General features: G+C 70.7%; 22 protein-coding genes. 11 read left to right on the top strand and 11 right to left on the bottom strand.

Annotated elements, in window-relative coordinates; translation table 11 throughout:
• The first annotated feature begins 90 nt into the window (after nucleotides 1-90).
• A complete protein-coding gene (locus AB0K03_RS31505) occupies nucleotides 91-597 on the top strand; it encodes a DUF402 domain-containing protein (RefSeq protein WP_364692348.1) in 507 nt (168 codons plus the stop codon).
• Here AB0K03_RS31505 and sigJ read toward each other — a convergent pair.
• A complete protein-coding gene (sigJ, locus tag AB0K03_RS31500; RefSeq protein WP_364692345.1) occupies nucleotides 580-1,461 on the bottom strand; it encodes an RNA polymerase sigma factor SigJ in 882 nt (293 codons plus the stop codon). The two genes, AB0K03_RS31505 and sigJ, sit on opposite strands and share 18 nt — an antisense overlap.
• A 244-nt stretch (nucleotides 1,462-1,705) precedes the next feature.
• Between sigJ and AB0K03_RS31495 the strand changes: the two genes are divergently transcribed.
• The 3 genes from AB0K03_RS31495 to AB0K03_RS31485 all read left to right on the top strand — a co-directional run bounded on the left by AB0K03_RS31495 (nucleotide 1,706) and on the right by AB0K03_RS31485 (nucleotide 4,445).
• Nucleotides 1,706-2,650 (top strand): hypothetical protein, encoded by a 945-nt coding sequence (locus AB0K03_RS31495; protein WP_364692342.1) that lies wholly within the window; start codon nucleotides 1,706-1,708, stop codon nucleotides 2,648-2,650.
• Between the two features lie 157 nt (nucleotides 2,651-2,807).
• A complete protein-coding gene (locus AB0K03_RS31490; RefSeq protein WP_364692339.1) occupies nucleotides 2,808-3,434 on the top strand; it encodes a DUF47 family protein in 627 nt (208 codons plus the stop codon).
• 3 nt (nucleotides 3,435-3,437) lie between these two features.
• On the top strand, nucleotides 3,438-4,445 hold the full coding sequence (locus tag AB0K03_RS31485; RefSeq protein ID WP_364692336.1) for an inorganic phosphate transporter: 1,008 nt from the start codon (nucleotides 3,438-3,440) through the stop codon (nucleotides 4,443-4,445).
• A gap of 111 nt (nucleotides 4,446-4,556) precedes the next feature.
• Here AB0K03_RS31485 and AB0K03_RS31480 read toward each other — a convergent pair whose 3' ends face one another.
• Complete coding sequence (locus AB0K03_RS31480) at nucleotides 4,557-5,021, bottom strand: VanZ family protein (protein ID WP_364692333.1); 465 nt, start codon at nucleotides 5,019-5,021, stop codon at nucleotides 4,557-4,559.
• A 255-nt stretch (nucleotides 5,022-5,276) separates the two neighbouring features.
• Nucleotides 5,277-6,038, bottom strand: coding sequence for a TetR/AcrR family transcriptional regulator (locus AB0K03_RS31475; RefSeq protein ID WP_364692330.1), 762 nt, complete (start codon nucleotides 6,036-6,038; stop codon nucleotides 5,277-5,279).
• A gap of 109 nt (nucleotides 6,039-6,147) precedes the next feature.
• Here AB0K03_RS31475 and AB0K03_RS31470 point away from each other — a divergent pair, with 109 nt between their 5' ends.
• From AB0K03_RS31470 to AB0K03_RS31460, 3 genes are read left to right on the top strand one after another with little or no spacing between them, the layout of a single operon-like run.
• On the top strand, nucleotides 6,148-6,882 hold the full coding sequence (locus AB0K03_RS31470; RefSeq protein WP_364692327.1) for an SDR family oxidoreductase: 735 nt from the start codon (nucleotides 6,148-6,150) through the stop codon (nucleotides 6,880-6,882).
• The gene (locus AB0K03_RS31465; protein WP_364692324.1) at nucleotides 6,837-7,853 is read left to right on the top strand and encodes an SDR family NAD(P)-dependent oxidoreductase; all 1,017 of its coding nucleotides are present in this window, start codon (nucleotides 6,837-6,839) and stop codon (nucleotides 7,851-7,853) included. Before AB0K03_RS31470 ends, AB0K03_RS31465 begins: the two co-directional genes overlap by 46 nt.
• Nucleotides 7,814-8,020, top strand: coding sequence for a tautomerase family protein (locus AB0K03_RS31460; protein WP_364692322.1), 207 nt, complete (start codon nucleotides 7,814-7,816; stop codon nucleotides 8,018-8,020). Before AB0K03_RS31465 ends, AB0K03_RS31460 begins: the two co-directional genes overlap by 40 nt.
• Nucleotides 8,021-8,112: 92 nt before the next feature.
• On the opposite strand, the gene AB0K03_RS31455 is transcribed toward AB0K03_RS31460, so the two are convergent.
• Complete coding sequence (locus AB0K03_RS31455) at nucleotides 8,113-9,099, bottom strand: Gfo/Idh/MocA family oxidoreductase (protein ID WP_364692319.1); 987 nt, start codon at nucleotides 9,097-9,099, stop codon at nucleotides 8,113-8,115.
• 60 nt (nucleotides 9,100-9,159) lie between these two features.
• Between AB0K03_RS31455 and AB0K03_RS31450 the strand changes: the two genes are divergently transcribed.
• Nucleotides 9,160-9,936: an NUDIX domain-containing protein gene (locus AB0K03_RS31450; protein WP_364692316.1), complete on the top strand. Its 777-nt coding sequence runs from the start codon at nucleotides 9,160-9,162 to the stop codon at nucleotides 9,934-9,936.
• Here AB0K03_RS31450 and pstB read toward each other — a convergent pair.
• The 4 genes from pstB to pstS all read right to left on the bottom strand — a co-directional run bounded on the left by pstB (nucleotide 9,933) and on the right by pstS (nucleotide 14,092).
• Nucleotides 9,933-10,709: a phosphate ABC transporter ATP-binding protein PstB gene (gene pstB, locus AB0K03_RS31445; protein ID WP_364692313.1), complete on the bottom strand. Its 777-nt coding sequence runs from the start codon at nucleotides 10,707-10,709 to the stop codon at nucleotides 9,933-9,935. The genes AB0K03_RS31450 and pstB overlap by 4 nt on opposite strands.
• Nucleotides 10,710-10,726: 17 nt before the next feature.
• A complete protein-coding gene (gene pstA / locus AB0K03_RS31440; protein ID WP_364692310.1) occupies nucleotides 10,727-11,809 on the bottom strand; it encodes a phosphate ABC transporter permease PstA in 1,083 nt (360 codons plus the stop codon).
• Nucleotides 11,810-11,873: 64 nt separating this feature from the next.
• Entirely contained in the window at nucleotides 11,874-12,947 is a 1,074-nt protein-coding gene (gene pstC, locus AB0K03_RS31435) for a phosphate ABC transporter permease subunit PstC (RefSeq protein WP_364692307.1), read from the bottom strand.
• Between the two features lie 50 nt (nucleotides 12,948-12,997).
• Entirely contained in the window at nucleotides 12,998-14,092 is a 1,095-nt protein-coding gene (gene pstS / locus AB0K03_RS31430; protein WP_364692304.1) for a phosphate ABC transporter substrate-binding protein PstS, read from the bottom strand.
• A 316-nt stretch (nucleotides 14,093-14,408) separates the two neighbouring features.
• Here pstS and AB0K03_RS31425 point away from each other — a divergent pair, with 316 nt between their 5' ends.
• Both AB0K03_RS31425 and AB0K03_RS31420 read left to right on the top strand, forming a co-directional pair.
• Complete coding sequence (locus tag AB0K03_RS31425; RefSeq protein ID WP_364692301.1) at nucleotides 14,409-16,124, top strand: MFS transporter; 1,716 nt, start codon at nucleotides 14,409-14,411, stop codon at nucleotides 16,122-16,124.
• Nucleotides 16,125-16,502: 378 nt separating this feature from the next.
• Nucleotides 16,503-17,486, top strand: coding sequence for a hypothetical protein (locus AB0K03_RS31420; RefSeq protein ID WP_364692298.1), 984 nt, complete (start codon nucleotides 16,503-16,505; stop codon nucleotides 17,484-17,486).
• 57 nt (nucleotides 17,487-17,543) lie between these two features.
• On the opposite strand, the gene AB0K03_RS31415 is transcribed toward AB0K03_RS31420, so the two are convergent.
• The 3 genes from AB0K03_RS31415 to AB0K03_RS31405 form a co-directional block, all read right to left on the bottom strand.
• On the bottom strand, nucleotides 17,544-17,768 hold the full coding sequence (locus tag AB0K03_RS31415; protein ID WP_364692296.1) for a hypothetical protein: 225 nt from the start codon (nucleotides 17,766-17,768) through the stop codon (nucleotides 17,544-17,546).
• 86 nt (nucleotides 17,769-17,854) lie between these two features.
• Complete coding sequence (gene mshD / locus AB0K03_RS31410; protein ID WP_364692294.1) at nucleotides 17,855-18,724, bottom strand: mycothiol synthase; 870 nt, start codon at nucleotides 18,722-18,724, stop codon at nucleotides 17,855-17,857.
• A 10-nt stretch (nucleotides 18,725-18,734) separates the two neighbouring features.
• Nucleotides 18,735-19,457: a response regulator transcription factor gene (locus tag AB0K03_RS31405; protein WP_364692291.1), complete on the bottom strand. Its 723-nt coding sequence runs from the start codon at nucleotides 19,455-19,457 to the stop codon at nucleotides 18,735-18,737.
• Nucleotides 19,458-19,740: 283 nt separating this feature from the next.
• Between AB0K03_RS31405 and AB0K03_RS31400 the strand changes: the two genes are divergently transcribed.
• Entirely contained in the window at nucleotides 19,741-20,748 is a 1,008-nt protein-coding gene (locus AB0K03_RS31400) for a hypothetical protein (RefSeq protein ID WP_364692288.1), read from the top strand.
• Nucleotides 20,749-20,871 lie beyond the last annotated feature (123 nt).

Genomic DNA, 20,871 nt, shown 5'->3' with positions numbered 1-20,871 from the left:
TGGACTTGCGGCGGGACTTGGCGGGGGCGGTCACGACGAAGACCGTACCCGCCACCACCGACGAAACCGTCGCACCGCTAGGGTCTTGTCATGCCGAGTGAGATGGTCCGGGTGGTCTACACCAAGTACGACGGATCCGCTCACCGGGACTATCGGGCCCGTCGCCTCAACGAGGACGACCTGGGCGTCTGGGTCGGTGTGACGCGCGGCACGGCGTCGGTCTACCACGGCCAGCCGTCCGTCGAGCAGATCCCGTTCGTGCTGCTCATCCCGCACAGCGCGTGGTGGACCGGCATGTTCAACCCGCCGCCGCGCACCAGCGAGGTCTACTGCGACATCACCACCCCGGCGCGCTGGGAAGGTGACACGGTCCACATCGTCGACCTGGACCTGGACGTCTCCCGCCGCCGCGACACCGGCCTGATCGAGCTGCGCGACGAGGACGAGTTCGAGGACCACCGGGTGCGCTTCGGCTACCCCGCGGAGGTGGTCACCCAGGCGCACGCCGCGGCCGGGCACCTCATGGTGGCGCTCGGCGACGGCACAGAGCCGTTCGCCTCGGCGTACCGGAAATGGTTGTCAACCGTCAGCGAGTGATCCCAGCTTGGCCGGGTTGAGCTGGTTGTAGACGGCCGTGATGCGGCCGTCGGAGACGGCGACCGACATGACCGACAGCAGCGGGCGCCCGTCGGCGTAGCGTCCGGTCGCGAGCACTCCCGCGTCCCCGTTGACCAGCACCGGCTCCACGGCGAACTCGGGCACCTCGCGTAGCCGCCGGCCCAGGACGCCGATCCAGAACCGCGCCACCTTGTCGAGGCCGACGACCGCGTTGCGACCCGCGTTGACCACGCCGCCGCCGTCGCCGACCGAGACCACGTCCGGGGCCAGGACCGCGGCCAGGGCGCGCAGGTCGCCGGAGGACGCCGCGGTGAGGAACGCGTCGAGCACGCGGCGCTGCTCGGCCAGGCCGGCGGTGTGCCGCGCCTGGCCGTCCGAGATCGCGCGGCGGCCCCGGGAGGCGTGCTGGCGGGCCGCGGCGGGGCTCGTGCCCAGGACGTCCGCCACCTCCTCGAACGGCAGCCCGAACGCGTCGTGCAGCACCACGGCGACGCGCTGCTCGGGGTTCAGCTTCTCCATCACCACGAGCAGGGCGAGGCTGACCTCCTGCTTCTGGGCGACCTTCTCGGCGGGGTCGTCGAGGCGGGACACGACGGGCTCGGGGAGCCACTGCCCGGGGTACGCCTCCCGGCGTACCCGGGCTGACTTGAGGACGTCCAGGCAGATGCGCCCGGTGGCCGTGGTGAGCCAGCCGCGCAGGTCCCGGATCTCCTCGCCGGTGTCGCGGGCCCGGTGGTAGCGCAGCCACGCCTCCTGGACCGCGTCCTCGGCCTCGGCGCGGCTGCCGAGCATCCGGTACGCGACCGACAGCAGGTGCGGGCGCTCGGCCTCGAAGTCGTCCACGGGCGCCGAGATCGCGGACCCGGCCGGCGAGGATCCGCGCGGGGTGGCCGCGGCCGCGGGGGCAGACCCGGGCCCGGGCCCGGATCCGGGCGGCGGAAGGGCGGGGAACGCGGCGGGACCCGGAGACGGCATGGAGGAATTCTGCGCGAGATTGCCCGGCCACCGGTGTCACATGTGACACAGTGGTGAACACTATGGGGGCATTTAGCCCCATTCGTGTGCCGGCGGAGACGGGGGTAGGACGGTGTCCGACGACGTGGCGACCCTCCTGGGCGGCCTGGCGGCGCTCGCCGGAGCCACCGGCGCGACCACGCTGGGCATTGCGGTGGCGCGGCGGCCGCGGCCGTACCTGCCCGCCGCGCATGCGATCGCCGGCGGTGAGGTGGCCGATCCGCTGCCCACCGTGCTGCGCAACGGTCTGGCCGGGCTCACCGTGCCGGTGCGGCCGGGCCCGCACGGCGAGCTGTACGTGGGCCCCGGCGCCCCGAAGCCCGGGCGGACGCTGCGCCGGCTCGTGCTCGGCCCGTTGTTCGCGCGGGCCCAGGCCCGGGGCGGGCGGTTGTGCCGCGACCAGCGGGCGCCGTTCCGGCTGGTCGTCGAGTTCGCCGGGCCGAACCGGGACGCGGGGGCGTTGCTGCGGGCGTACCGGATGCTCGACCAGCAGTTGCGCGACCACGCGCCGCTGCTCAGCCGGTGCGTGGACGGGGACCTCGAAGCGGGCGCGGTGACGGTCACCGTCACCGGCATCGTCGACGTACGCGAACTGCTCGCCGAGCAGACCCACCGGTACGCGTTCGCCGACGGTTCCTTCGACGACATCGGGTCCGTCACGGCGCCGCCCACGCTGGTGCCGATGGTCAGCGAGCAGTGGACGCGGCGGTTCGGCTGGGACGGCTGCGAACCCATACCCGCCGAGGAACGGCATCTCCTGCATGCGCTGGTGCGGTCGGCTCACGAGGACGGCCGCGGCGTCCGCATCAGCGGGCTGCCGACCGGCTCCCGCCGCGCCCGGCAGGCCATCTGGACCGAGCTGAGCGAGGCCGGCGTGGACGTGATCGCCGACGCGGACTACGTGGCGCTGGCCCGGCACCTGCGCAAGCATCCGGTGCGCCGGGTGATCCCTGTCGCACCCGCCGTCAGGCGGCCCTCGCCGTCGCCGCGGCGACCCGACGTGACGCAATCGGTCTGAAAGATCCGGATTAGCGAGCGTTCAAGGTTAACGGCAAGTGAACGCGCCCTGAACTGCTGCTGAGCAGGGGTAGGCGGGCTCTGCAACCGGGGACGTGTTACCTAGCATTCCCCGGGAATCCGCCAGACCCGTCCATCCTCCTCGAACGAGGTTCGTCGTGAAGTTCTCCTTCCGCCCCACCGAGGGCGCCTTCTACGAGCTGTTCACCCGGGCTGCTCAGAACCTCGTCCGCGGCACCGAGCTGCTCAACGAGCTGGCGCTGCCCGGCGTGGACGTGCAGTCGGTCAGCGACCGGCTGACCGATGTCGAACACGACAGCGACCAGATCACCCACGATCTGTACAAGAAGATCAACTCCACCTTCATCACGCCGTTCGACCGCGAGGACATCTACTCGCTGGGCTCGCAGCTCGACGACGTCATGGACCACCTGGAGGCGGTCGGCAACCTGCTCTACCTGTACGGGCTGACCGAGCTGCCGTCGCTGCCCCGGGAGATGCACGAGCTGGTCAACGTCCTCGACCAGCAGGCCAAGATCACCGCGGACGCGATGCCGAGGCTGAAGTCGATGAAGGGCCTCGAGGAGTACTGGATCGAGATCAACCGGCTGGAGAACGACGGCGACCGGGCGTACCGGATGCTGCTCGTGCGCCTCTTCTCCGGCGAGTACGACGCGCTGACGGTGCTCAAGATGAAGGAGGTGGCCGACGAGCTCGAGGCCGCCTGCGACGCCTTCGAGCACGTGGCGAACACCGTCGAGACCATCACGGTCAAGGAGTCCTGACCCTTGTCCGCTGAGCTCATAGCGGTGCTCGCGGTGATCATCGCCGCGATGGCCTTCGACTACACCAACGGCTTCCACGACGCGGCGAACGCCATCGCCACCAGCGTCAGCACCCGCGCCCTGACCCCGCGGGTGGCGCTCGCGATGGCCGCCGTCGGCAACTTCGTCGGCGCCCACTTCGGCGCGGGGGTGGCCAAGACGGTCGGTGACGGGCTGGTCAAGCTCCCGGTCGGCATCCCCAGCCTCGGCGTGGTCTTCGCCGGCGTCGTGGGAGCCATCGCGTGGAACCTCATCACCTGGTACTTCGGCCTGCCGTCGTCCTCGTCGCACGCGCTCTTCGGCGGCCTCGTCGGCGCCACGTTCTTCGCCGCGGACGCGACCATCGAGTGGGGCACCATCATCGACAAGGTGCTGATCCCGATGGTGGCGTCGCCGTTCGTCGGCTTCCTGCTCGGCTTCATCGTCATGGTCGCGATCATGTGGTCGTTCCGGCGGGGACAGCCGGGCAAACTGAACCGCGGCTTCCGGGTGGCCCAGACCATCTCGGCGGCGTTCATGTCCGTCGGCCACGGTATGCAGGACGCGGCGAAGACCATGGGCATCATCGTGCTGGCCTTGTACACCGGCGGCTTCCAGAGCAGCGCCACGCACATCCCGTGGTGGGTGTTCTGGACCTCGGCGGCGGTGCTGGCGGCGGGCACGTACGCCGGCGGCTGGCGCATCATCCGGACGCTCGGCCGCAAGATCATCGACCTGGGCCCCGCGGAGGGCTTCGCGGCCGAGATGGTGGCCAGCTCGGTGCTGTTCTTCAACGCCCTGGTGCTCAAGGCCCCGATCTCCACCACCCACACGATCACCTCGGCGATCATGGGCGTGGGCGCAACCAAGCGCCTGTCGGCGGTGCGCTGGAACGTGGCGGGCAACATCGTCATCGCCTGGATCACGACGTTCCCGGCGGCGGCGGCGATCGCCTGCGTCGTCTACTTCTGCGTACGGCCGCTGTTCAGCTGATCAGCCGGATCTGACGAACCCCGCTCTTCGCATGGAGGGCGGGGTTCGTCGGGTTCCGGCCTGAACGACGAAATCGTCATCTCGCACCCCGTCGACGAACGCGGGCCACTGTCACCGGAACGCCGAGACTTCCTGAAAATCGCCGTGCCGGCGCTTCCGACGCGCGGCAACGGTCAGCGAAAGCCAGGCCAGCGCTCCACCGATGACGGCGCCGATCGTGTTGTTGATCCAATCGCCGGAGTCACACGAGCGGCCGATCGCGGGCACCGCTGCCTGCACCGCTTCCACCACCACCGACAGTCCGCTGCCGGCCAGCGCGGCCAGGACCGGGCGGCGGGTGGCCACGCCTGCCAGCAGCACCGGCGCGACGAAGAGCAGGATGTTCGCCAGCGACTCGGGGCCGGTCAGCGTGGGGACCTGCCACCGCACCTCACAGCGGGCGAACAGCTCGCGGTCCACCGGCATCAGCGTGAGCAATGCCAGTGGCAGCATCGAGACCGCGGTCAGCACCCAGGCGATCCTCGGCCGGGTGACCAGCCAACTGCCGGCCAGCGGCCCGACGAGGATCAGCAACACCAACGCTGCTGGTGCGATCCACCGGTGTTCGACCAGGAACGTTGAGATCATCAGCGGCGGCCCAGCATGAGACCGGGCTCGGTGCGGCGACCGGAGAGATGATCAAACACGGGTTCACCATAGATGTCGCGGACGACTCGGCGCCGCCGTCTCCTGGCACCTGCTCGCCGGACACCCCGCCGCAACCGCCCGCGCCCGGTTGAACAAGCGGTCTCACCAGTAGCGCCGGGTCGTCGGTGCTGTCGGTCCACCAAATCAGTGCGGTTCGTCGATACGTTCGAGCCACCGGTCGAGCAGTGCCGTCTCGACCGGCTCGAGCTTGTCGGTGCTGGTGATCGCGAGCTGGGAACGCATCTGCCGGGCGGCGGCCCGCACCGGATCCGGGTCGCTGGGCACCCGCGCGCCGGTGAGCACCGCGGCGAAGATGGCATCTCGGGTCCGATCCGGCAGAACGGGATCGTCGAACAGGCCCGGCTGGGCGATGCGACTCAGCGCCACTCCGATGTTGGCCGGCAGGATCAGCTGGGCGGCCAGACGCGGTGTGGTGACGAGCACCCCGGCAGCGGCGCAGCGCGTCAGGGTCGCTTCGAGCAGATCCAGAATCCGCCGGAACGCGGTCGCAGCGGAGTGCGGACGGGGCGTGAACATCAACTGGTACAGGGACGGGTTCTCGGCCGCGAAGGCCATGTGATCGTTCCAGCCGGCGTACAGGTCGGCGACCGGGTCGTCGGTGACCTCGAGCTCCTGCTTGCGACGCGCGTATTGCTCGAAGGCCGCATCGGCGACGGCGTCGAGCAGGCCGTTCTTGTCGCCGAAGAGCCGGTAAAGCACCGGCTGCGTGACGCCGACCTCCTCGCAGACGGCCCGAGTGGCGATCTCACCGTCGGGCGCCGAGGCCAGCTGCCGCTGAGTCGCTTCGATAAGCGCCGCACGTACCGACTCATCGCCGGCCGGCCCGGTGGCACCGCGCCGGCGCCGCCGCGGCTCGCTGTCGGCACTGAGATTCCGCTCGCTCACGAATCAATGCTACGTCACATCGCTAGCGCTGATCCGATCCCCGTGTTACGGTTTCCGTAGCAGCGATACGAGAAGGAGCTATCGCCGATACAAGTGGGAAGTGAATGTCATGGCAGATCAACGGGTCGCCGTCGTCACCGGCGCATCACGGGGCATCGGCCGCGCCATCGCCACCGCCCTCGCGGCCGCCGGTCACGCTGTCGTCATCGGGTATGCGGGCAACGACGTGGCGGCGAAGGATGTCGTCGACGAGATCACCGCGGCCGGGGGTCGTGCGGTCGCCGCCCGGGCCGACGTGGCCGACGAGAGCGACGTGGCGACGATGTTCGACACCGCCGTCGAGGCGTACGGGGACGTCGACGTGGTCGTCAACTCCGCCGGACGGCTGATGCTCTCGCCGATCGCCGAGCTGGACCTCGACGCGCTCGACGAGCTGCACCGGACCAACATCCGCGGTTCCTTCGTCGTCGCCCGCGAGGCCGCTCGACGCCTGCGCTCCGGCGGCGCGATCGTGATGCTCTCGACCTCGGTGCTCGGTCTGCAGTTCCCCGGCTACGGCGCCTATGCCGCCAGCAAGGGCGCCGTCGAGGCGATGACGCTGATCCTGGCGCGGGAGCTGCGAGGTCGCGACATCACGGTGAACGCGGTCGCCCCCGGACCGACCGCCACCGAGCTGTTCCTGGCAGGCAAGGATGAGGAGACCATCGAGCTCCTGGCCAAGCAGCCGCCCCTGGAGCGGCTCGGCACCCCGGCCGACATCGCCGACGTCGTCGCCTTCCTCACCGGCCCGGGCGGACGATGGGTCAACGGTCAGGTCCTGCGGGCCAACGGGGGCATCATCTGATGCCCCCTACGACAAAGGTCATCCTGGTCACCGGGGCCTCCAGCGGCTTCGGCCGGCTGACCGCCCAGACGCTGGCCCGGGCCGGTCATGTGGTCGTCGCCGGTATACGCGCGACGCACGGGCGCAACGCGGCGGCGGTGGACGAGCTCGGTCAACTGGCCGCCGCCGAGAAACTGTCGCTCTCCGCGGTTGAGCTGGACGTACAGTCGCAGCCCTCGGCTGACGCGGCGATCGCCGAGATCGTCGAGCGCCACGACCGGCTCGACGTGGTGGTGCACAACGCCGGCCACATGGTCCTGGGGCCCGCCGAGGCCTTCACGCCGGAACAGGTCACCGCGGTCCACGACATCAACGTGGTGGGCACACAGCGGGTCAACCGGGCCGCCCTGCCGATCCTGCGCGGCCAGGGTTCCGGCCTGCTGGTCTGGGTCGGCAGTTCCTCGAGCCGCGGCGGCCACCCCCCTTTCCTGGCGCCCTACTTCGCCGCCAAGGCGGCGATGGACGCCCTGGCGGAGAGCTACGCCGCCGAGCTGATCCGCTTCGGCATCTGCACCACGATCGTGGTGCCCGGCGCCTTCACCTCCGGCACCAACCACTTTGTGCACGCCGGTCATCCGGACGATGAAACCACCGCGGCGGCCTACGACGCTCACTACGGTGAGATTCGCGCCCTGATCGACAAGCGCCTGCCCGAACTCGTCCCACCGGACGCCGACGTGCAGTCGGTGGCCGACGAGATCGCCCGCGTTGTCGACCTGCCGACGATCGCCGGCCCTTCCGGACCCACGTCGATCCGAGCCGGGACGGCAGCGAGGTCGTCTCCGCCGTCGCCGACCGGATCCGGGCCGAGTTCTACCACCGGCTGGGCATCGAGGGCTTACTGGCCCCGAACGCCTCGCTCTGAAAACCGCTACCAGCAAGGAGAAGCACCATGCCGTTCGCCAACCTCAAGGTTCCCGCCGACACTCTGACCCCCGAGTCGAAGAAGAAGCTCATCGACGCCGTGACCGACGCCTACGCCGACGTCTACGGCGAACGCGCTCGCGCGACCACGCTCGTGCTGGTCGACGAGGTCATCGAGGGCGGCTGGGGGCTCGGCGGCAACGTCCTGACCGCCGAGATGCTCGGCCGCAGCTGACCCTGCCGGAGTGTGGCGGGCGGACGCCACGCCACACTCCGGCTCTTCCTCACCATCCGGCTGCAACGGGACGCGGACGGCGTACTGCGCGGCTACGTCGAAGAGGTGCCGTAGTCGACGCCGACCTCGGCGCGGATCGTGTCCATCAGGGTCATGACGTCGAGCGTCGCCATGTGCGGGACCAGCGGGCTCTCCAGCAGCCCCTCGGCGAGGCAGCGCTGCACCTCGATCGCCTCGTATTGGTAGCCGCGGCCCTCGAACGGCATCTCCACGGTCTCCGCCGGTGCGCCCTCGCGGTGCAGGAGGAACGACTGCGGCATGAAGAACCCCTCCGGCAGGTCGATGCGTCCCAGCGTGCCCGTGATCGACGCGGCGTTACGCGACGCCCCCGAGATGCTGCAGGTCAGCGCGGCGACCGCGCCCGACTCGTAGCCGAGCAGCATGCCGGTCGTCTCGTCCACGCCCTCGGGGGTCAGCCGGGCCCAGCTCTGCACGGTCGCCGGGGTGCCCAGCAGCAGGTGCGTCAGGTGGATCGGGTAGACGCCGAGATCGAGCAGCGCGCCGCCGCCGAGGGCCGGGTCACGCAGCCGGTGTGTCGCCTCGAACGGGCCCTGCAGGCCGAAGTCCGCGTGGACCGTCACGACGTCGCCGATCGCGCCGTCGCGGACGAGCTCCTGCACCCTGCGGATCGCCGGGTTGCAGCGCATCCACATGGCTTCCATCAGGAACAGCCCGCGCGTCCGCGCCTCCTGCACGAGCTGCGCGGACGTGGCCAGCTCCAGCGTCATCGGCTTCTCGCAGAGCACCGCCTTGCCGCCCTCGAGGCACGCGATCACCGCCGCGTGGTGGTGGGCGTGCGGGGTGGCCACGTACACCACGTCGACGTCCGGGTCGGCGGCCAGCTCGGCCCAGGAGCCGTGGGCGCGGGCGAAGCCGTGCCGTTCGGCGAACGCGGCGGCGGCCTCGGGCGTCCGTGAGCCCACCGCGGCGAGCTCCGCGCCGGGCGCGAGCGGAAGGTCGGATGCGAACGTGGCGGCGATGCCGCCGGTGCCCAGGATTCCCCAGCGCGTGGTCGTCATGATCGCCACGGTATCGCTCCCAGCGCCCCCGGTTGGAGACCCTGGTTGGAGAATGGTGACGTGAGCCGACAACTGCCGTTGCCCCCCGCCCTCGCCGAACGGGCCCGCGCCTTCAGCGGCACGCCGGCGCCCGCCCGCGCCGCGGCCACCGTCGTGCTCCTGCACCCCGAGACCTTCCACGTGTACGTCCTCAGGCGTGCGAGCACGATGGTCTTCGGCGGGGTCCACGCGTTCCCCGGTGGCCGGGTGGATCCCGGCGACCGTCCCGAGACGATCCGGCGGGACTGGGCCGACCGGCTCGGCGTCCCGGACGAGCAGGCCCGGGCGGTCGTCGGGGCGGCGGCCCGGGAGTTGTTCGAGGAGGCCGGCGTGCTGCTGGCCGGCCCGGCCGCCGAGCCGGACCGCACGGTCGGCGACGTGAGCAGCGCCGACTGGGAGGCGGACCGGGCCGCGGTGGCGGCCCGCGAGCTGTCGATGACCACCCTGCTGGCGCGGCGCGGCCTGCGGCTGCGGGACGACCTGCTGCTGCCGTGGTCGCGGTGGATCACGCCGGAGTTCGAGCCCAAGCGCTTCGACACCTGGTTCTTCGTGGCCCTCCTGCCGCAGGCCCAGACGGCGCGTGACGTTTCCGGTGAGGCCGACGCGACCACCTGGATCAGCCCGGCGGCCGCCAACGGCCTGGCGATGCTCCCACCTACGCGAGTGACACTGGACGAGCTGTCCGCGTACCGGAGAACGGTAGATCTCGTGGCAGCGAGCGGGCAGCGGAACGCCGCCGTGCCGGTCATGCCCCGGGTGGAGCTGACCGACGACGGCGGCGCCGTGGTGACGATCTAGCCGAAGCGACCGGTGATGTAGTCCTCGGTCTTCTTCTCGGCCGGGTTGCTGAAGATCTTCTGCGTGTCGTCGTACTCGATGAGGCGGCCGGGCTCGCCGGTCTTGTCGATCGAGAAGAAGCCGGTCTTGTCGCTGACCCGGGCGGCCTGCTGCATGTTGTGCGTGACGATGATGATCGTGAAGCGGTCCTTCAGCTTGAACATCAGGTCCTCGATCGCCAGCGTCGAGATCGGGTCGAGCGCCGAGCAGGGCTCGTCCATGAGCACGACCTGCGGCTCGACCGCGATGGTACGGGCGATGCACAGCCGCTGCTGCTGACCGCCGGACAGGCCGGCGCCGGGCCGGTTCAGCCGGTCCTTGACCTCGTCCCAGAGGTTCGCGGACTTCAGTGACTTCTCGGCGGCCTCGTCCAGCAGCGACTTCTTGCGGACGCCGTTGAGCTTCAGGCCGGCGACCACGTTCTCGTAGATGCTCATCGTCGGGAACGGGTTGGGGCGCTGGAACACCATGCCGATCATCCGGCGTACGGCGGTGACGTCGACGTCGGCGTCGTAGATGTTCTGGTCGTCGATGGTCAGCCGGCCCTCGATCCGGGCGCCGGGCAGCACCTCGTGCATGCGGTTGATGGACCGCAGGAACGTCGACTTGCCGCAGCCGGACGGGCCGATCAGGGCGGTGATCGTCTTGGGCTCGACGGTCATCGAGATGCTGTCGATCGCCTTGAACGAGCCGTAGTAGGACGAGACGTTGCTCGCCTCGATGCGCTTGGCCATGGGGGACACCTCTTACCTCAGGACAGCCGGTTGCGGCGGGCGAGCAGCTTCGCTGCGATGGTCAGGATCAGCACCAGGGCGACCAGCGTCAGCGCCGCCGTCCAGGCGCGGTCCGGCGCGTACTTCGAGGCGTCGCCGGCCTGCTGGTAGACGAAGAGCGACAGCGACGACTGGTTGCCGTTGAACGGGTCCATGTTGATCGCGGCGGCGCCGCCGGCCACGAGCAGCACCGGCGCGGTCTCGCCGGCCGCACGGGCCACGGCGAGCATGATGCCGGTCACGATGCCGGGCAGGGCGGTCGGCAGGACGACCTTGAGGATCGTCTTCCACTGCGGTACGCCGAGCGCGTACGCACCCTCGCGCAGCGGGCCGGGCACGAGCCGCAGCATCTCCTCGGTGGACCGCACGATCGTCGGGAGCATCAGCACCGTCAGCGCCAACGAGGCGGCGAAGCCGGAGAACCGCGGCGTGCCGTTGTTGAACCACGGGCTGACGATGAGCACCCAGAACGCCAGCACGAACAGGCCGGCCACGATCGACGGGATACCCGTCATGACGTCGACGAAGAAGCGGACCGTCAGGGCGAACTTGCCGCGGCCGTACTCGACGAGGTAGATCGCGCCGAGCACGCCCAGCGGCACCGCCATGACCGTGGCGAGCCCGACCTGCTCCAGCGTGCCGACGATCGCGTGGTACGCGCCGCCGTTCGGGTCGCGCGCGCCGATGTTGTTCATCGACGTGCCGAAGAAGTCGGCGTCCAGGCGGGCGGCGCCCTTGGAGACCAGCGTCCACACCACCGACGCCAGCGGCAGGATCGCCAGCACGCAGGCGGAGTAGATCGCGGTGCGCCACATGCGGTTGCGCGCCGACCGGCGGCCCTCGACCCGGCTCGCGCCGGCGTAGAGGCCGGCCAGGTAGAGGATCGCGCCGAGGACCACGACGAGCACCCAGTTGCCGATGCCGAGGCCGTACACGACCGCGGCGGACAGCAGCAGCGCGGCGACCGCGATGCCCAGGTCGGCGGCGACCGGGAGCTTGCGGGACCGGATGTGGTCCGGCGTCATGACGACGCCCGGGGTTTCTCGTTCCAGAAGGCTCATGCTGTGCTCCACTTCGGCATGCCGGCCTGGCCCTGCACTCGCAGGCTCGCTTCGGTGCAGGCCCTCATGCCGCACTGTCCCGGAACTCGCGGCGGCGGTAGATGATCGCGCGGGCCGCCATGTTGACCACCAGGGTGATGGCGAAGAGCAGCAGGCCGGAGGCGATCAGCGCGCCGCGGCCGGTGGCGTTCGCCTCGCCGAAGGTGTTGGCGATGTTCGCGGCGATCGAGTTGCCGCCGCTCTGGATCAGGTTGAACGAGATCACGAACGTCGTGCCCAGGGTCAGCGCCAGGGCGATCGTCTCGCCGAGCGCGCGGCCCAGGCCGAGCATGACCGCGGCGATGACGCCGGGCCTGCCGTACGGCAGCACCGCCGTGCGGATCATCTCCCACTTGGTGGCGCCCAAGGCGAGGGCGGCCTCCTCGTTCATCCCGGGGGTCTGCTGGAAGACCTCGCGGGACAGCGAGGTGACGATCGGCAGCACCATGATCGCCAGGACCAGGCTGCCGAGCAGGATCGACCGCCCGAACGGCCCGTCGCCGCCGAAGATGGGCAGCCACCCGAAGTACTCGTTGAGCCAGACCGAGAAGCTCTTCACCGGCTCGGAGAAGACGTCGCGGCCCCACAGGCCGAACACCACGCTGGGTACGGCGGCGAGCAGGTCGATGACGAAGCCGAGCGGCGTGGCCAGCCGCTTCGGCGCGTAGTGCGACAGGAACAGGGCGATCCCCAGGGCGATGGGTACCGCGACGATCAGCGCGATGACCGAGGTCAGCACGGTGCCGAAGGCCAGGGCGGCGATGCCGAACCGCGGCTGTGTCTCGTTCGGGAACCAGGCCTTGTAGGTCAGGAAGTTCTCGGTGTCGGCGTTCAGCGCGGGCACGGCCTTCGAGATCAGGAAGATCGCGATGGCCACGATGATGACGAGCACCATCGCGCCGGCGGCTGTGCTCAACCCCCGGAAGCCGGTCTCCATGGAGAACCGCGTCTTCGTGGGGAGCGCGCCCCCGCCGCCCAGCGGCGGCCGGTCATCGGGAGGGATCGGCGACACGCCGTTGCCGGCGGCCCGGGAGTGACGTGCTGTCACACCCGGACCGCCGGCGCTGGTGCTCGCCGAGCGGGAGGGATAGTCGCCCATTCGCTCGCTCGCTGTCGTCTAGGAGGGGGGGAACTCTCGGGGGGACCGGGTCAGGAGATCTTCGCGACCGAGGCCTCGACCTTGCTCCGGACCGACTCGGGCAGCGGGGCGTAGCCCAGCTCGCCCAGCGCCGACTGGCCGCCGGTGCTCGAGGTGTAGGTCAGGAAGCCCTTGATGGCGGCCGCCTTCGCGCTGCCCTTGCTGCACACGATCTCGTACGTGACCAGCACGATCGGGTACGCGCCCGCCTCGGTGGTGGCGTAGTCGATGTCGAGCGCGAGGTCGTCGCCGGTGCCCTTGACCTTGGCGCCCGCGATGGTCTTGCCGGCGCTCTCGCCGGTCAGCTCGGTGAACTCACCCGCGCCGTTCTTGATCTTCGCCTTCTTCAGGTCGCTGTTCTCGGCGTACGAGAGCTCGACGTAGGAGATCGTGCCGGCGGTGCTCTTCACCAGCGAGGCGACGCCGTCCGACTTGTTGGCGCCGGTGCCGCCCGGGGCCTTCCACGCCTTGGCGTTGCCGTACGTCCAGTCCGCCTCGGCGGTCTTGCTCAGATACTTGGTGAAGTTGTCGGTCGTGCCGGACTCGTCCGAGCGGTGCACGGCCTGGATTGCGGTGTCCGGCAGCTTCGCGCCCGAGTTCTCGGCGGCGATGGCCGGGTCGTTCCACTTCTTGATCTTGCCCGAGAAGATCTTCGCGAGGGTCGCCGCGGAGAACTGGAGGTTGTCCGCGCCGTCGACGTTGTAGACGACGGCGATCGGGCCGACCACCATCGGCAGGTTGAGCGCCTGGCCGCCGGGGCACTTGGCGTTCGCCTGCGGCTGCTCCTCCTCCTTGAGGGCCGAGTCCGAGCCGGCGAAGTCGGCGGTGCCGGCGATGAACGCCTGGATGCCCGCGCCGGAACCGGTGGACTCGTAGCCGATCTGGGCGCCCGAGCACTGGCCCTGGTAGGTCTTGATCCACTCGTCCATCGCGTTCTTCTGCGCGGACGAGCCCTGTGCGGTCAGCTGACCCGCGACGCAGCTTCCGCTCGCGGCGGAGGCGCCGCCGGCGGCGGCGGGCGAGTCGGTGTTGTCAGAGCCGCACGCGGTCAGCGCGAAGGCGGCGGTCATCGCAATGCCGGCAACGTAGTACCGCTGGAGCTTCACGGTTTTCCCTTCGAATGATCTGCATCCCCGGGCTCCGAGGTCCCGGCCGGCCGAACTCTCATCGGCACACCCGGAAAGCTAGGAGGGCCAGGTGACCGGCTCCCCGGGGCTACATGAACGAAGGGTGAACGGTTCGGCCCCTGCTCGTTTCCTTTGGCTGAGGAGGGGTTGTCCGTTGAGTGAACCGAGGGGCGACTGACGGAATTGTCCGTCAGTATCCGTTAACCTGCCGCCCCGGGCGTGGCGCGCGCCACTGGTCACGGCGGGGGAAATAGCTGCACAATACAGCTATAACCGCATCCTGGGAGACCGCTCCATGACCGCACCGCACGGCCACAAGCCGGCAACGAATCCCTTCAAGCAGCCCCGCGCCGTCTGGGCGGTGGCGTTCGCCTGCGTCATCTCGTTCATGGGCATCGGGCTCGTCGACCCGATCCTGCCCGCCCTGGCGGAGGACCTGCACGCCTCGCCGAGCCAGGTCTCGCTGCTGTTCACCAGCTACCTGGTGGTGACGGCGGTCGCGATGCTCGTGGCCGGCGCCGTCGCCAGCCGGATCGGCCCCAAGCGCACCCTCGTGGTCGGCCTGCTGATCATCGTGGTCTTCGCCGCGCTGGCCGGCACGTCCGACACCGTCGGGCAGATCGTCGGCTTCCGCGCCGGCTGGGGGCTCGGCAACGCGCTCTTCATCGCCACCAGCCTCGCGGTGATCGTGGCATCGGCGACCAGCGGCTTCGCCGGCGCGATCATCCTCTACGAGACCGCGCTCGGGCTCGGCATCGCGGTCGGCCCGCTGCTCGGCGGCGAACTCGGCAGCATCAGCTGGCGCGGCCCGTTCTTCGGCGTCGCGGTGCTGATGGCCATCGCGATGGTCGCCACGATCGCCTTCGTCCCCGCGCTGCCCAAGCCGGCCCGGCCCACCTCCGTCGCCGACCCGCTCAAGGCGCTGCGCCATCGCGGCCTGCTGACCATGGGCATCATGGCGCTGCTCTACAACTGGGGCTTCTTCACCATGCTCGGCTACGCGCCGTACCCGATGGAGCTGGACGCCCACCGGCTCGGGCTGGTCTTCACCGGCTGGGGCCTGCTCGTCGCGATCTTCAGCGTGTTCGTCGCGCCGCGGCTGCAGGCGCGCTTCGGCACCGCCCCGGTCCTGTACGCCAACATGGCCGCGCTCGCGGTGGTCATGGTGGTCATCGCGGCCGGCGTGACCACGCCCGCCACCGTCATCACCGCGGTGATCGTCAGCGGCGCCTTCATCGGCATCAACAACACCCTCACCACCCAGGCGGTCATGCTGGTCGCGCCCGTCGAGCGCTCGGTCGCGTCGTCGGCGTACGGCTTCGTCCGCTTCATCGGCGGCGGGCTGGCGCCGTTCGCGGCCGGCAAGCTGGCCGACGCCTTCGACCTGAGCGTGCCGTTCTACGTCGGCGGCATCGCGTTCCTGCTGGCCATCCCGGTGCTGGCGACCGGGCACAAGCTGGTCGCCGCCGCCGAGTCCGGCGAGGCCGAGGCGGTGCCCGCGGCGCTCGAACCGGTCGGCGCGGCCACCGGCGCGGGCTCGCGCCCGGTCGTCGTGGCGGTCGGCGCCACCCCGGACGCCGCGGAGATCGTCGACGCGGCGGCGGGCATCGCCCGCGACCAGGGCAGCCCGCTCGAGGTCGTCCGGGTCCGCGAGACCGTGGTGATCGAGGAGCTCGCCATCGAGCCCGAGGACGCGGAGAGCGCCCGTGCGGCGGTCCGCTCGCACCTCGACCGGCTCGCGGCCCAGGGCATCGCCGCCACCGGGCTCGTGCTGACCAGCGTGGGCGACCACGCGGCGGCCGGCCGGGTGCTCGCCCAGCACGCCGAGGACGTCGCCGCTCGCACGGTCGCGGTGGGACGCTCACCGCGCGGGCCCGCCGCCCAGTTCGCCGACGGCAGCTTCACGGCCGCGCTCACCCACGCCGCCGCGTGCACGGTCGTGCTCGTACGGCCGGACGAGGCGCCGTACAAGCTGACCGCCGCGACCCTGCACGAGCTGCGCGGCGTGTAGCGGTGGGCTTCGAGCCCGGCACGGACGGCCTGGAGCGCACGCGCGGAGACTCTTGCAGTCGGCCGTCGAGGTCGCCATGCGTCAAGCTGCGGGGGTCATTCTGCGATGAACGTCACTTCTCGGACATGGATATTGATCGATCTGGTGGTCTAGTGGTCGAGTGGGTCGGACCGAACATTCGCGCCTGCGGGGAGCGCCATGTTGGGACCTCGCGGGCTGCCCGACACCGAACAGGAGAAAGTCGTGGCTCGCCCCCTCGTTCGACGTTTGTCAAGGCAGTTGGTCTTCCTTACCTTCCTAGCCGCCGCGGCCGGCGGTGTCGCCACTACCCCACCCGCCTCGGCGTCCGCTCCGGCAGGCGAGCCCACCGTCCGGGTGGTGCAGGCGAAGCCGACCAACAAGACCCCCAGGCAACTCCGCGCCTTCTGGACGCCGCAGCGACTCCGGGAGGCGATCCGGAACTCGGGGACGGACGCGGCCGTCCCGCCTGCCGGCGGCGTCGGTGGAACGAGCACGTCCCGGCCCACCGCGGTGGCGGGGCCGGGAAGTGCCGCTCCCGCGGCTCCCCCCAAGAATTCCGCGGCCCTGCGAGGCAAGGCGGCCACAGCGGAACTCGCCGCTGCGGTGACCGCCTCGCGGCGGGTGTCCAACGTGGCGGCGTGGCCGATGTCCGCGGTCGGCCGGCTGTTCTACACGGACGCCACCGAGACGGAGTGGTTCGCGTGCAGCGCGACCTCCATCGCCACCAATAACCGCAATTCCGTGTGGACCGCTGCTCACTGCCTGCACGCTGGGCCCGGCGGTGACTGGCGGCGCAACCACGTGTTCATTCCCGCCTACAGCAACAACTCGAACCCGTACGGCTGGTGGTACGGCGTCAGTGTGCTCGCCCTCGACAGCTGGATCGAGGACCGGGACTACGAAAGCTCCGACCTGGGCGCGCTGATCGTGGTGCCGGAGACGGGGTCCGCCAACCTGCAGGACACTGTCGGTGGTTGGGGCCACAACTTCCGCGGTGGTACCGCCTACACCAATGCCCGGTCGTTCGGGTACCCCGCCAGCGGCTACAACCGCCCGGACTCCGACTTCTTCAACGGCGAATACATGATGTACTGCGAAGGCAACACCATTGACGCCGATAACAACAACCCGTTCGACGATCGAATCAGGATGTCCTGCGACATGGGTGGCGGCGCCAGCGGTGGCCCGATCGCCACCGGAGTCGGCTCGTCCAACGTTCAGATTGTCGGCAGTAACAGTCACCGCGACGGCGACGCCAACGGCAACTACGTGAACAACCACCTTTACTCTTCCAACCACTACAACAACGCAGCCGTCGTGATTAACGCCCTCAACAGCTGACGCCACACCGGAGGCCGGGCCATATCAGCCCGGCCTCCGGTCGGACAACAAGAAGTGCTACCGGTCGGTTACGACCGGCATGGGGTCGCCCTGTTTCGCTTTCTCGACGTTCTCCGGCGTCCAGTAATCGCGTATCTGCTCAGGGGACTTGTCCACCTGGTGAACTCGAACCTCGGACCGGCCGGCCGCGTACGCATACGCGACGCCGTAGCCGACGAGCGAGGCAGCGGCGATCGCCAGGATCAGGGCCGCAAGCCGCTGGGGTGATAACCATCTGCTCATCGCCGAACCCCTTCCCGTGCGGAGGCATTCACCCCCATTATAGGCGTGCTTCTCCGCGGCCCGGTCCTGCCCGGCGTCCGACGCGGTCAGGCTCGGCGCTGGTACTGCACGTCGGTCGAGTGGACCTCGAAGCCGAGGCGGCGGTAGAGGCCGACGGCCGCGGTGTTGGACTCGTCCACGTAGAGCAGGGCGTTCTCGAGGCCCTGCGCGGCGAGGTGGCGCAGGCCGGCCACGCTCAGCGCCGCGCCGAGCCCGCGGCGGTGGCCGCCCGGCTCGACGCCGAGGACGTAGATCTCGCCGATCGCCGGCTCGTCGCCCTCCGGCGGGTGCACCTTGGTCCAGTGGAAGCCGAGCATCCGGTCCTCCGCGTCCACGGCGAGCAGGAAGCCGGCCGGGTCGAACCACGGCTCGGCGAAGCGCAGCCGCAGGTCCTCGGCGGTCCAGCGGCCCTGCTCCGGGTGGTGCGCGAAGGCGCGGGAGTTGACGCCCAGCCAGGCCTCGTCGTCGGTGCCGGGCACGAACGCGCGCAGCGTCACCCCGCCGGGCAGCGGCACGTCGGGCAGGCCGGCGAGCGGGCGGCGCATCTGCCAGAGCACGCGGGCGCGGGTGAACCCGTTGCGTTCCGCGAAGGCCCGGGCGGCCGGCTCGTCGCCGTGGGCCCAGAACTGCAGCTCGCCGGTGCCGGCCGCGGCGAGCAGGGCGGTGCCGTGGCCGCGCAGGCGGTGCTTCGGGTGCACGATCAGCTCCCCCGCCGAGCCGGCAAGGTACGCGTACCCGGCGAGCCCGCCGTCGTCGGCACGTGACAGCAGGTGGTGGTGCGCGGTGCCGCGCAGGCCCAGGACGCCGTCCTCGGACAGCGGATACACGCCGTCGGCCTCGTCCGCCGCGGCGGCCAGCGCGAGCACGTCGGCCGCCTCGGCGGGGGTCAGCCGGTCCGAGGACCGGACGTCCGTCATCGTCGGCGGCTCAGACCGGCAGCGAGACGGGCTCGTTGTCGGGCAGCTGGCGGCCGGACGGCGGGACGACGAACTTGTAGCCCACCTGGCGCACGGTGCCGATCATCGACTCGTACTCCGAGCCGAGCTTGGCGCGCAGCCGCCGCACGTGCACGTCGACCGTGCGCGTGCCACCGAAGTAGTCGTAGCCCCAGACCTCGCGCAGCAGCTGGTCGCGGGTGAAGACCCGGCCGGGGTGCTGGGCGAGGAACTTGAGCAGCTCGAACTCCTTGTACGTGAGGTCGAGCGGGCGGCCCTTGAGCTTGGCCGCGTACGTGTCCGGGTCGATCATCAGCTCGCCGGCGCGGATGGAGCCGCCCGCACCCGCCGTGGCGTTCGACAGGCGGCCGACGCCCAGCCGCAGCCGGGCCTCGACCTCGGCGGGGCCGGCGCTGGCGAGGATGACGTCGTCGACACCCCAGTCGGCGTTGAGCGCGATGAGGCCGGCCTCGGTCACCACCGCGACCAGGGGCACGCCGATGCCGGTCGCGTGCAGCATCCGGCAGGTGGCCCGGGCCTCGGAGAGCTCCGAGCGGGCGTCCACGAGCACGGCGTCCGGGCTCGGCCCGGAAACAAGCGTGCGTACGTCGCGGGGCGCCGTACGCACGGAGTGGGGCAGCAGGTCCAGCGCGGGAAGCACGGCGGAGGGTTCGCCGGCTCGTGCCGTCACCAACAGGAGGATTTCCACACTCACCTCGATCCTCGCGGCACGAAGGCCGCTCGGGTGACCCGGTGTGCGCAGCTGGAGAGCTGGGCAACCGGAGGGTCTCGTCCCGGCGTCACCGACGGGTGGGCTGCGCATACCTTAACCGATGCTGCTGCTCGATCACCCTCTTCGGATCATCGAGTGATGTGACGAACGCCCTCCAGGTGACCGAACGGCCGATCCGTGACCGGCCGTTCACCCGACCGTCGCACGCCGGGAAACCTTGCCCGCGATGGGGACGCCGGAGCCCGGGTCTGGCACCATCGCAGGCGTGCTGCCCTCCAGCCCGCGCGACCGTGACTCCTGGGACGACGACGTCTCCCGGGAGATCGCGCGTGCCGCCCCGGCCCGGTCGTCGTCGGGCTTCTACGCGGGCGCGCCGGAGAAGGACCCCGTGACCGTGCGTCCGATCGAGGACGAGGACGAGGACCACGACGAGGAGATCCCGGTCGCGCCGGTCCGCCGCCAGTTGTCGGTGGCGATCGCCGGCTTCTCGGCCCTGCTGGGTGCCGGCCTGATCCTGGGCGCACAGACGTCCGGGCCGGATGCGCGGCTGCCGTACGCGATCGTCCTCTTCGGAGTGCAGCTCCTCTACATCCTGGCGTTCACGATGGCGGTCCGGCCGCCGGCGGCCGGAACCGTCGCCGGTGTCTGTGTGGTGGCGGCCGCCGCCGCCGATCGGCTGGCGGTGACCAGCGAGCCGGCAGCGCTGCTACCGCTGGTGTACGTGCTGGCCGCTGCCTACGCGGCCGCGCTCGTCGGGCAGACGATCCGCGCCGCCGACCGGGCGCGCCTGCGCGACTCGCTCGGCGGCACGTTCCTCGTCGTGCTCGGGGTGGTGTCGTTCGCCCTGCCCATCGTGCTGACCAGGAAGCCCGTCGGCACCCAGGCGCTGCTCGTCTGCCTCACCGCGGTCGGCGTCTCGCTGCTGGTCGCGCACCTGACCGACGCCGTGTGGCCCAAGCCGCGGATCGCCGCCCAGGTGCCCCGCGGCGCGGCCGGCATCATCGCCGGCGCGATGCTCGGCACGCTCGCCGCGGCGGGGCTGGGCAGCGTGCTGGTGCTGCCGTTCACCCCGGCCAAGGGGGCGGTGCTCGGCCTCGTCGTCGCCGTCATCGCCGGGCTGGTCGACCTCGCCGTGAACTACTCCGAGGCCGGCCGCAGCATGGCCGGCGAGGCGCCCACCCTGTGGGTCGCGCGCCACATGCAGGGTCCGCTGGGCGCCTTCGCCCTGAGCCTGCCGGCCACGTACGCCCTGACAGTTCTCTACCTGGCCTGAGCACGTGACCTGGCCTGAGCACGTGACCTGGCCTGAGCACGTGACCTGGCCTGAGCACGTGACCTGGCCTGAGCACGTGTCCCGGCGGCTCGCACTGGGCATATACCGTGCCCAGTCCCGCGA

Origin of the sequence: Actinoplanes sp. NPDC049316 (genome assembly GCF_040677315.1) — a bacterium.
In the GTDB taxonomy this organism is placed as follows: domain Bacteria; phylum Actinomycetota; class Actinomycetes; order Mycobacteriales; family Micromonosporaceae; genus Actinoplanes.
Note: the sequence above shows the minus strand (reverse complement) of the source record. Positions and strands in the feature narration are given on the sequence as shown.

Excerpts from the sequence above, each read along its gene's own strand:
- pstB (WP_364692313.1), bottom strand. The coding sequence starts at position 10,709 with ATGGCCAAGCGCATCGAGGCGAGCAACGTCTCGTCCTACTACGGCTCG.
- pstA (WP_364692310.1), bottom strand. The coding sequence starts at position 11,809 with ATGAGCCTTCTGGAACGAGAAACCCCGGGCGTCGTCATGACGCCGGAC.
- AB0K03_RS31460 (WP_364692322.1), top strand. The coding sequence starts at position 7,814 with ATGCCGTTCGCCAACCTCAAGGTTCCCGCCGACACTCTGACCCCCGAG.
- AB0K03_RS31505 (WP_364692348.1), top strand. The coding sequence starts at position 91 with ATGCCGAGTGAGATGGTCCGGGTGGTCTACACCAAGTACGACGGATCC.
- mshD (WP_364692294.1), bottom strand. The coding sequence starts at position 18,724 with ATGACGGACGTCCGGTCCTCGGACCGGCTGACCCCCGCCGAGGCGGCC.
- AB0K03_RS31425 (WP_364692301.1), top strand. The coding sequence starts at position 14,409 with ATGACCGCACCGCACGGCCACAAGCCGGCAACGAATCCCTTCAAGCAG.
- AB0K03_RS31465 (WP_364692324.1), top strand. The coding sequence starts at position 6,837 with ATGGGTCAACGGTCAGGTCCTGCGGGCCAACGGGGGCATCATCTGATG.
- AB0K03_RS31455 (WP_364692319.1), bottom strand. The coding sequence starts at position 9,099 with ATGACGACCACGCGCTGGGGAATCCTGGGCACCGGCGGCATCGCCGCC.
- pstC (WP_364692307.1), bottom strand. The coding sequence starts at position 12,947 with ATGGGCGACTATCCCTCCCGCTCGGCGAGCACCAGCGCCGGCGGTCCG.
- AB0K03_RS31470 (WP_364692327.1), top strand. The coding sequence starts at position 6,148 with ATGGCAGATCAACGGGTCGCCGTCGTCACCGGCGCATCACGGGGCATC.
- AB0K03_RS31415 (WP_364692296.1), bottom strand. The coding sequence starts at position 17,768 with ATGAGCAGATGGTTATCACCCCAGCGGCTTGCGGCCCTGATCCTGGCG.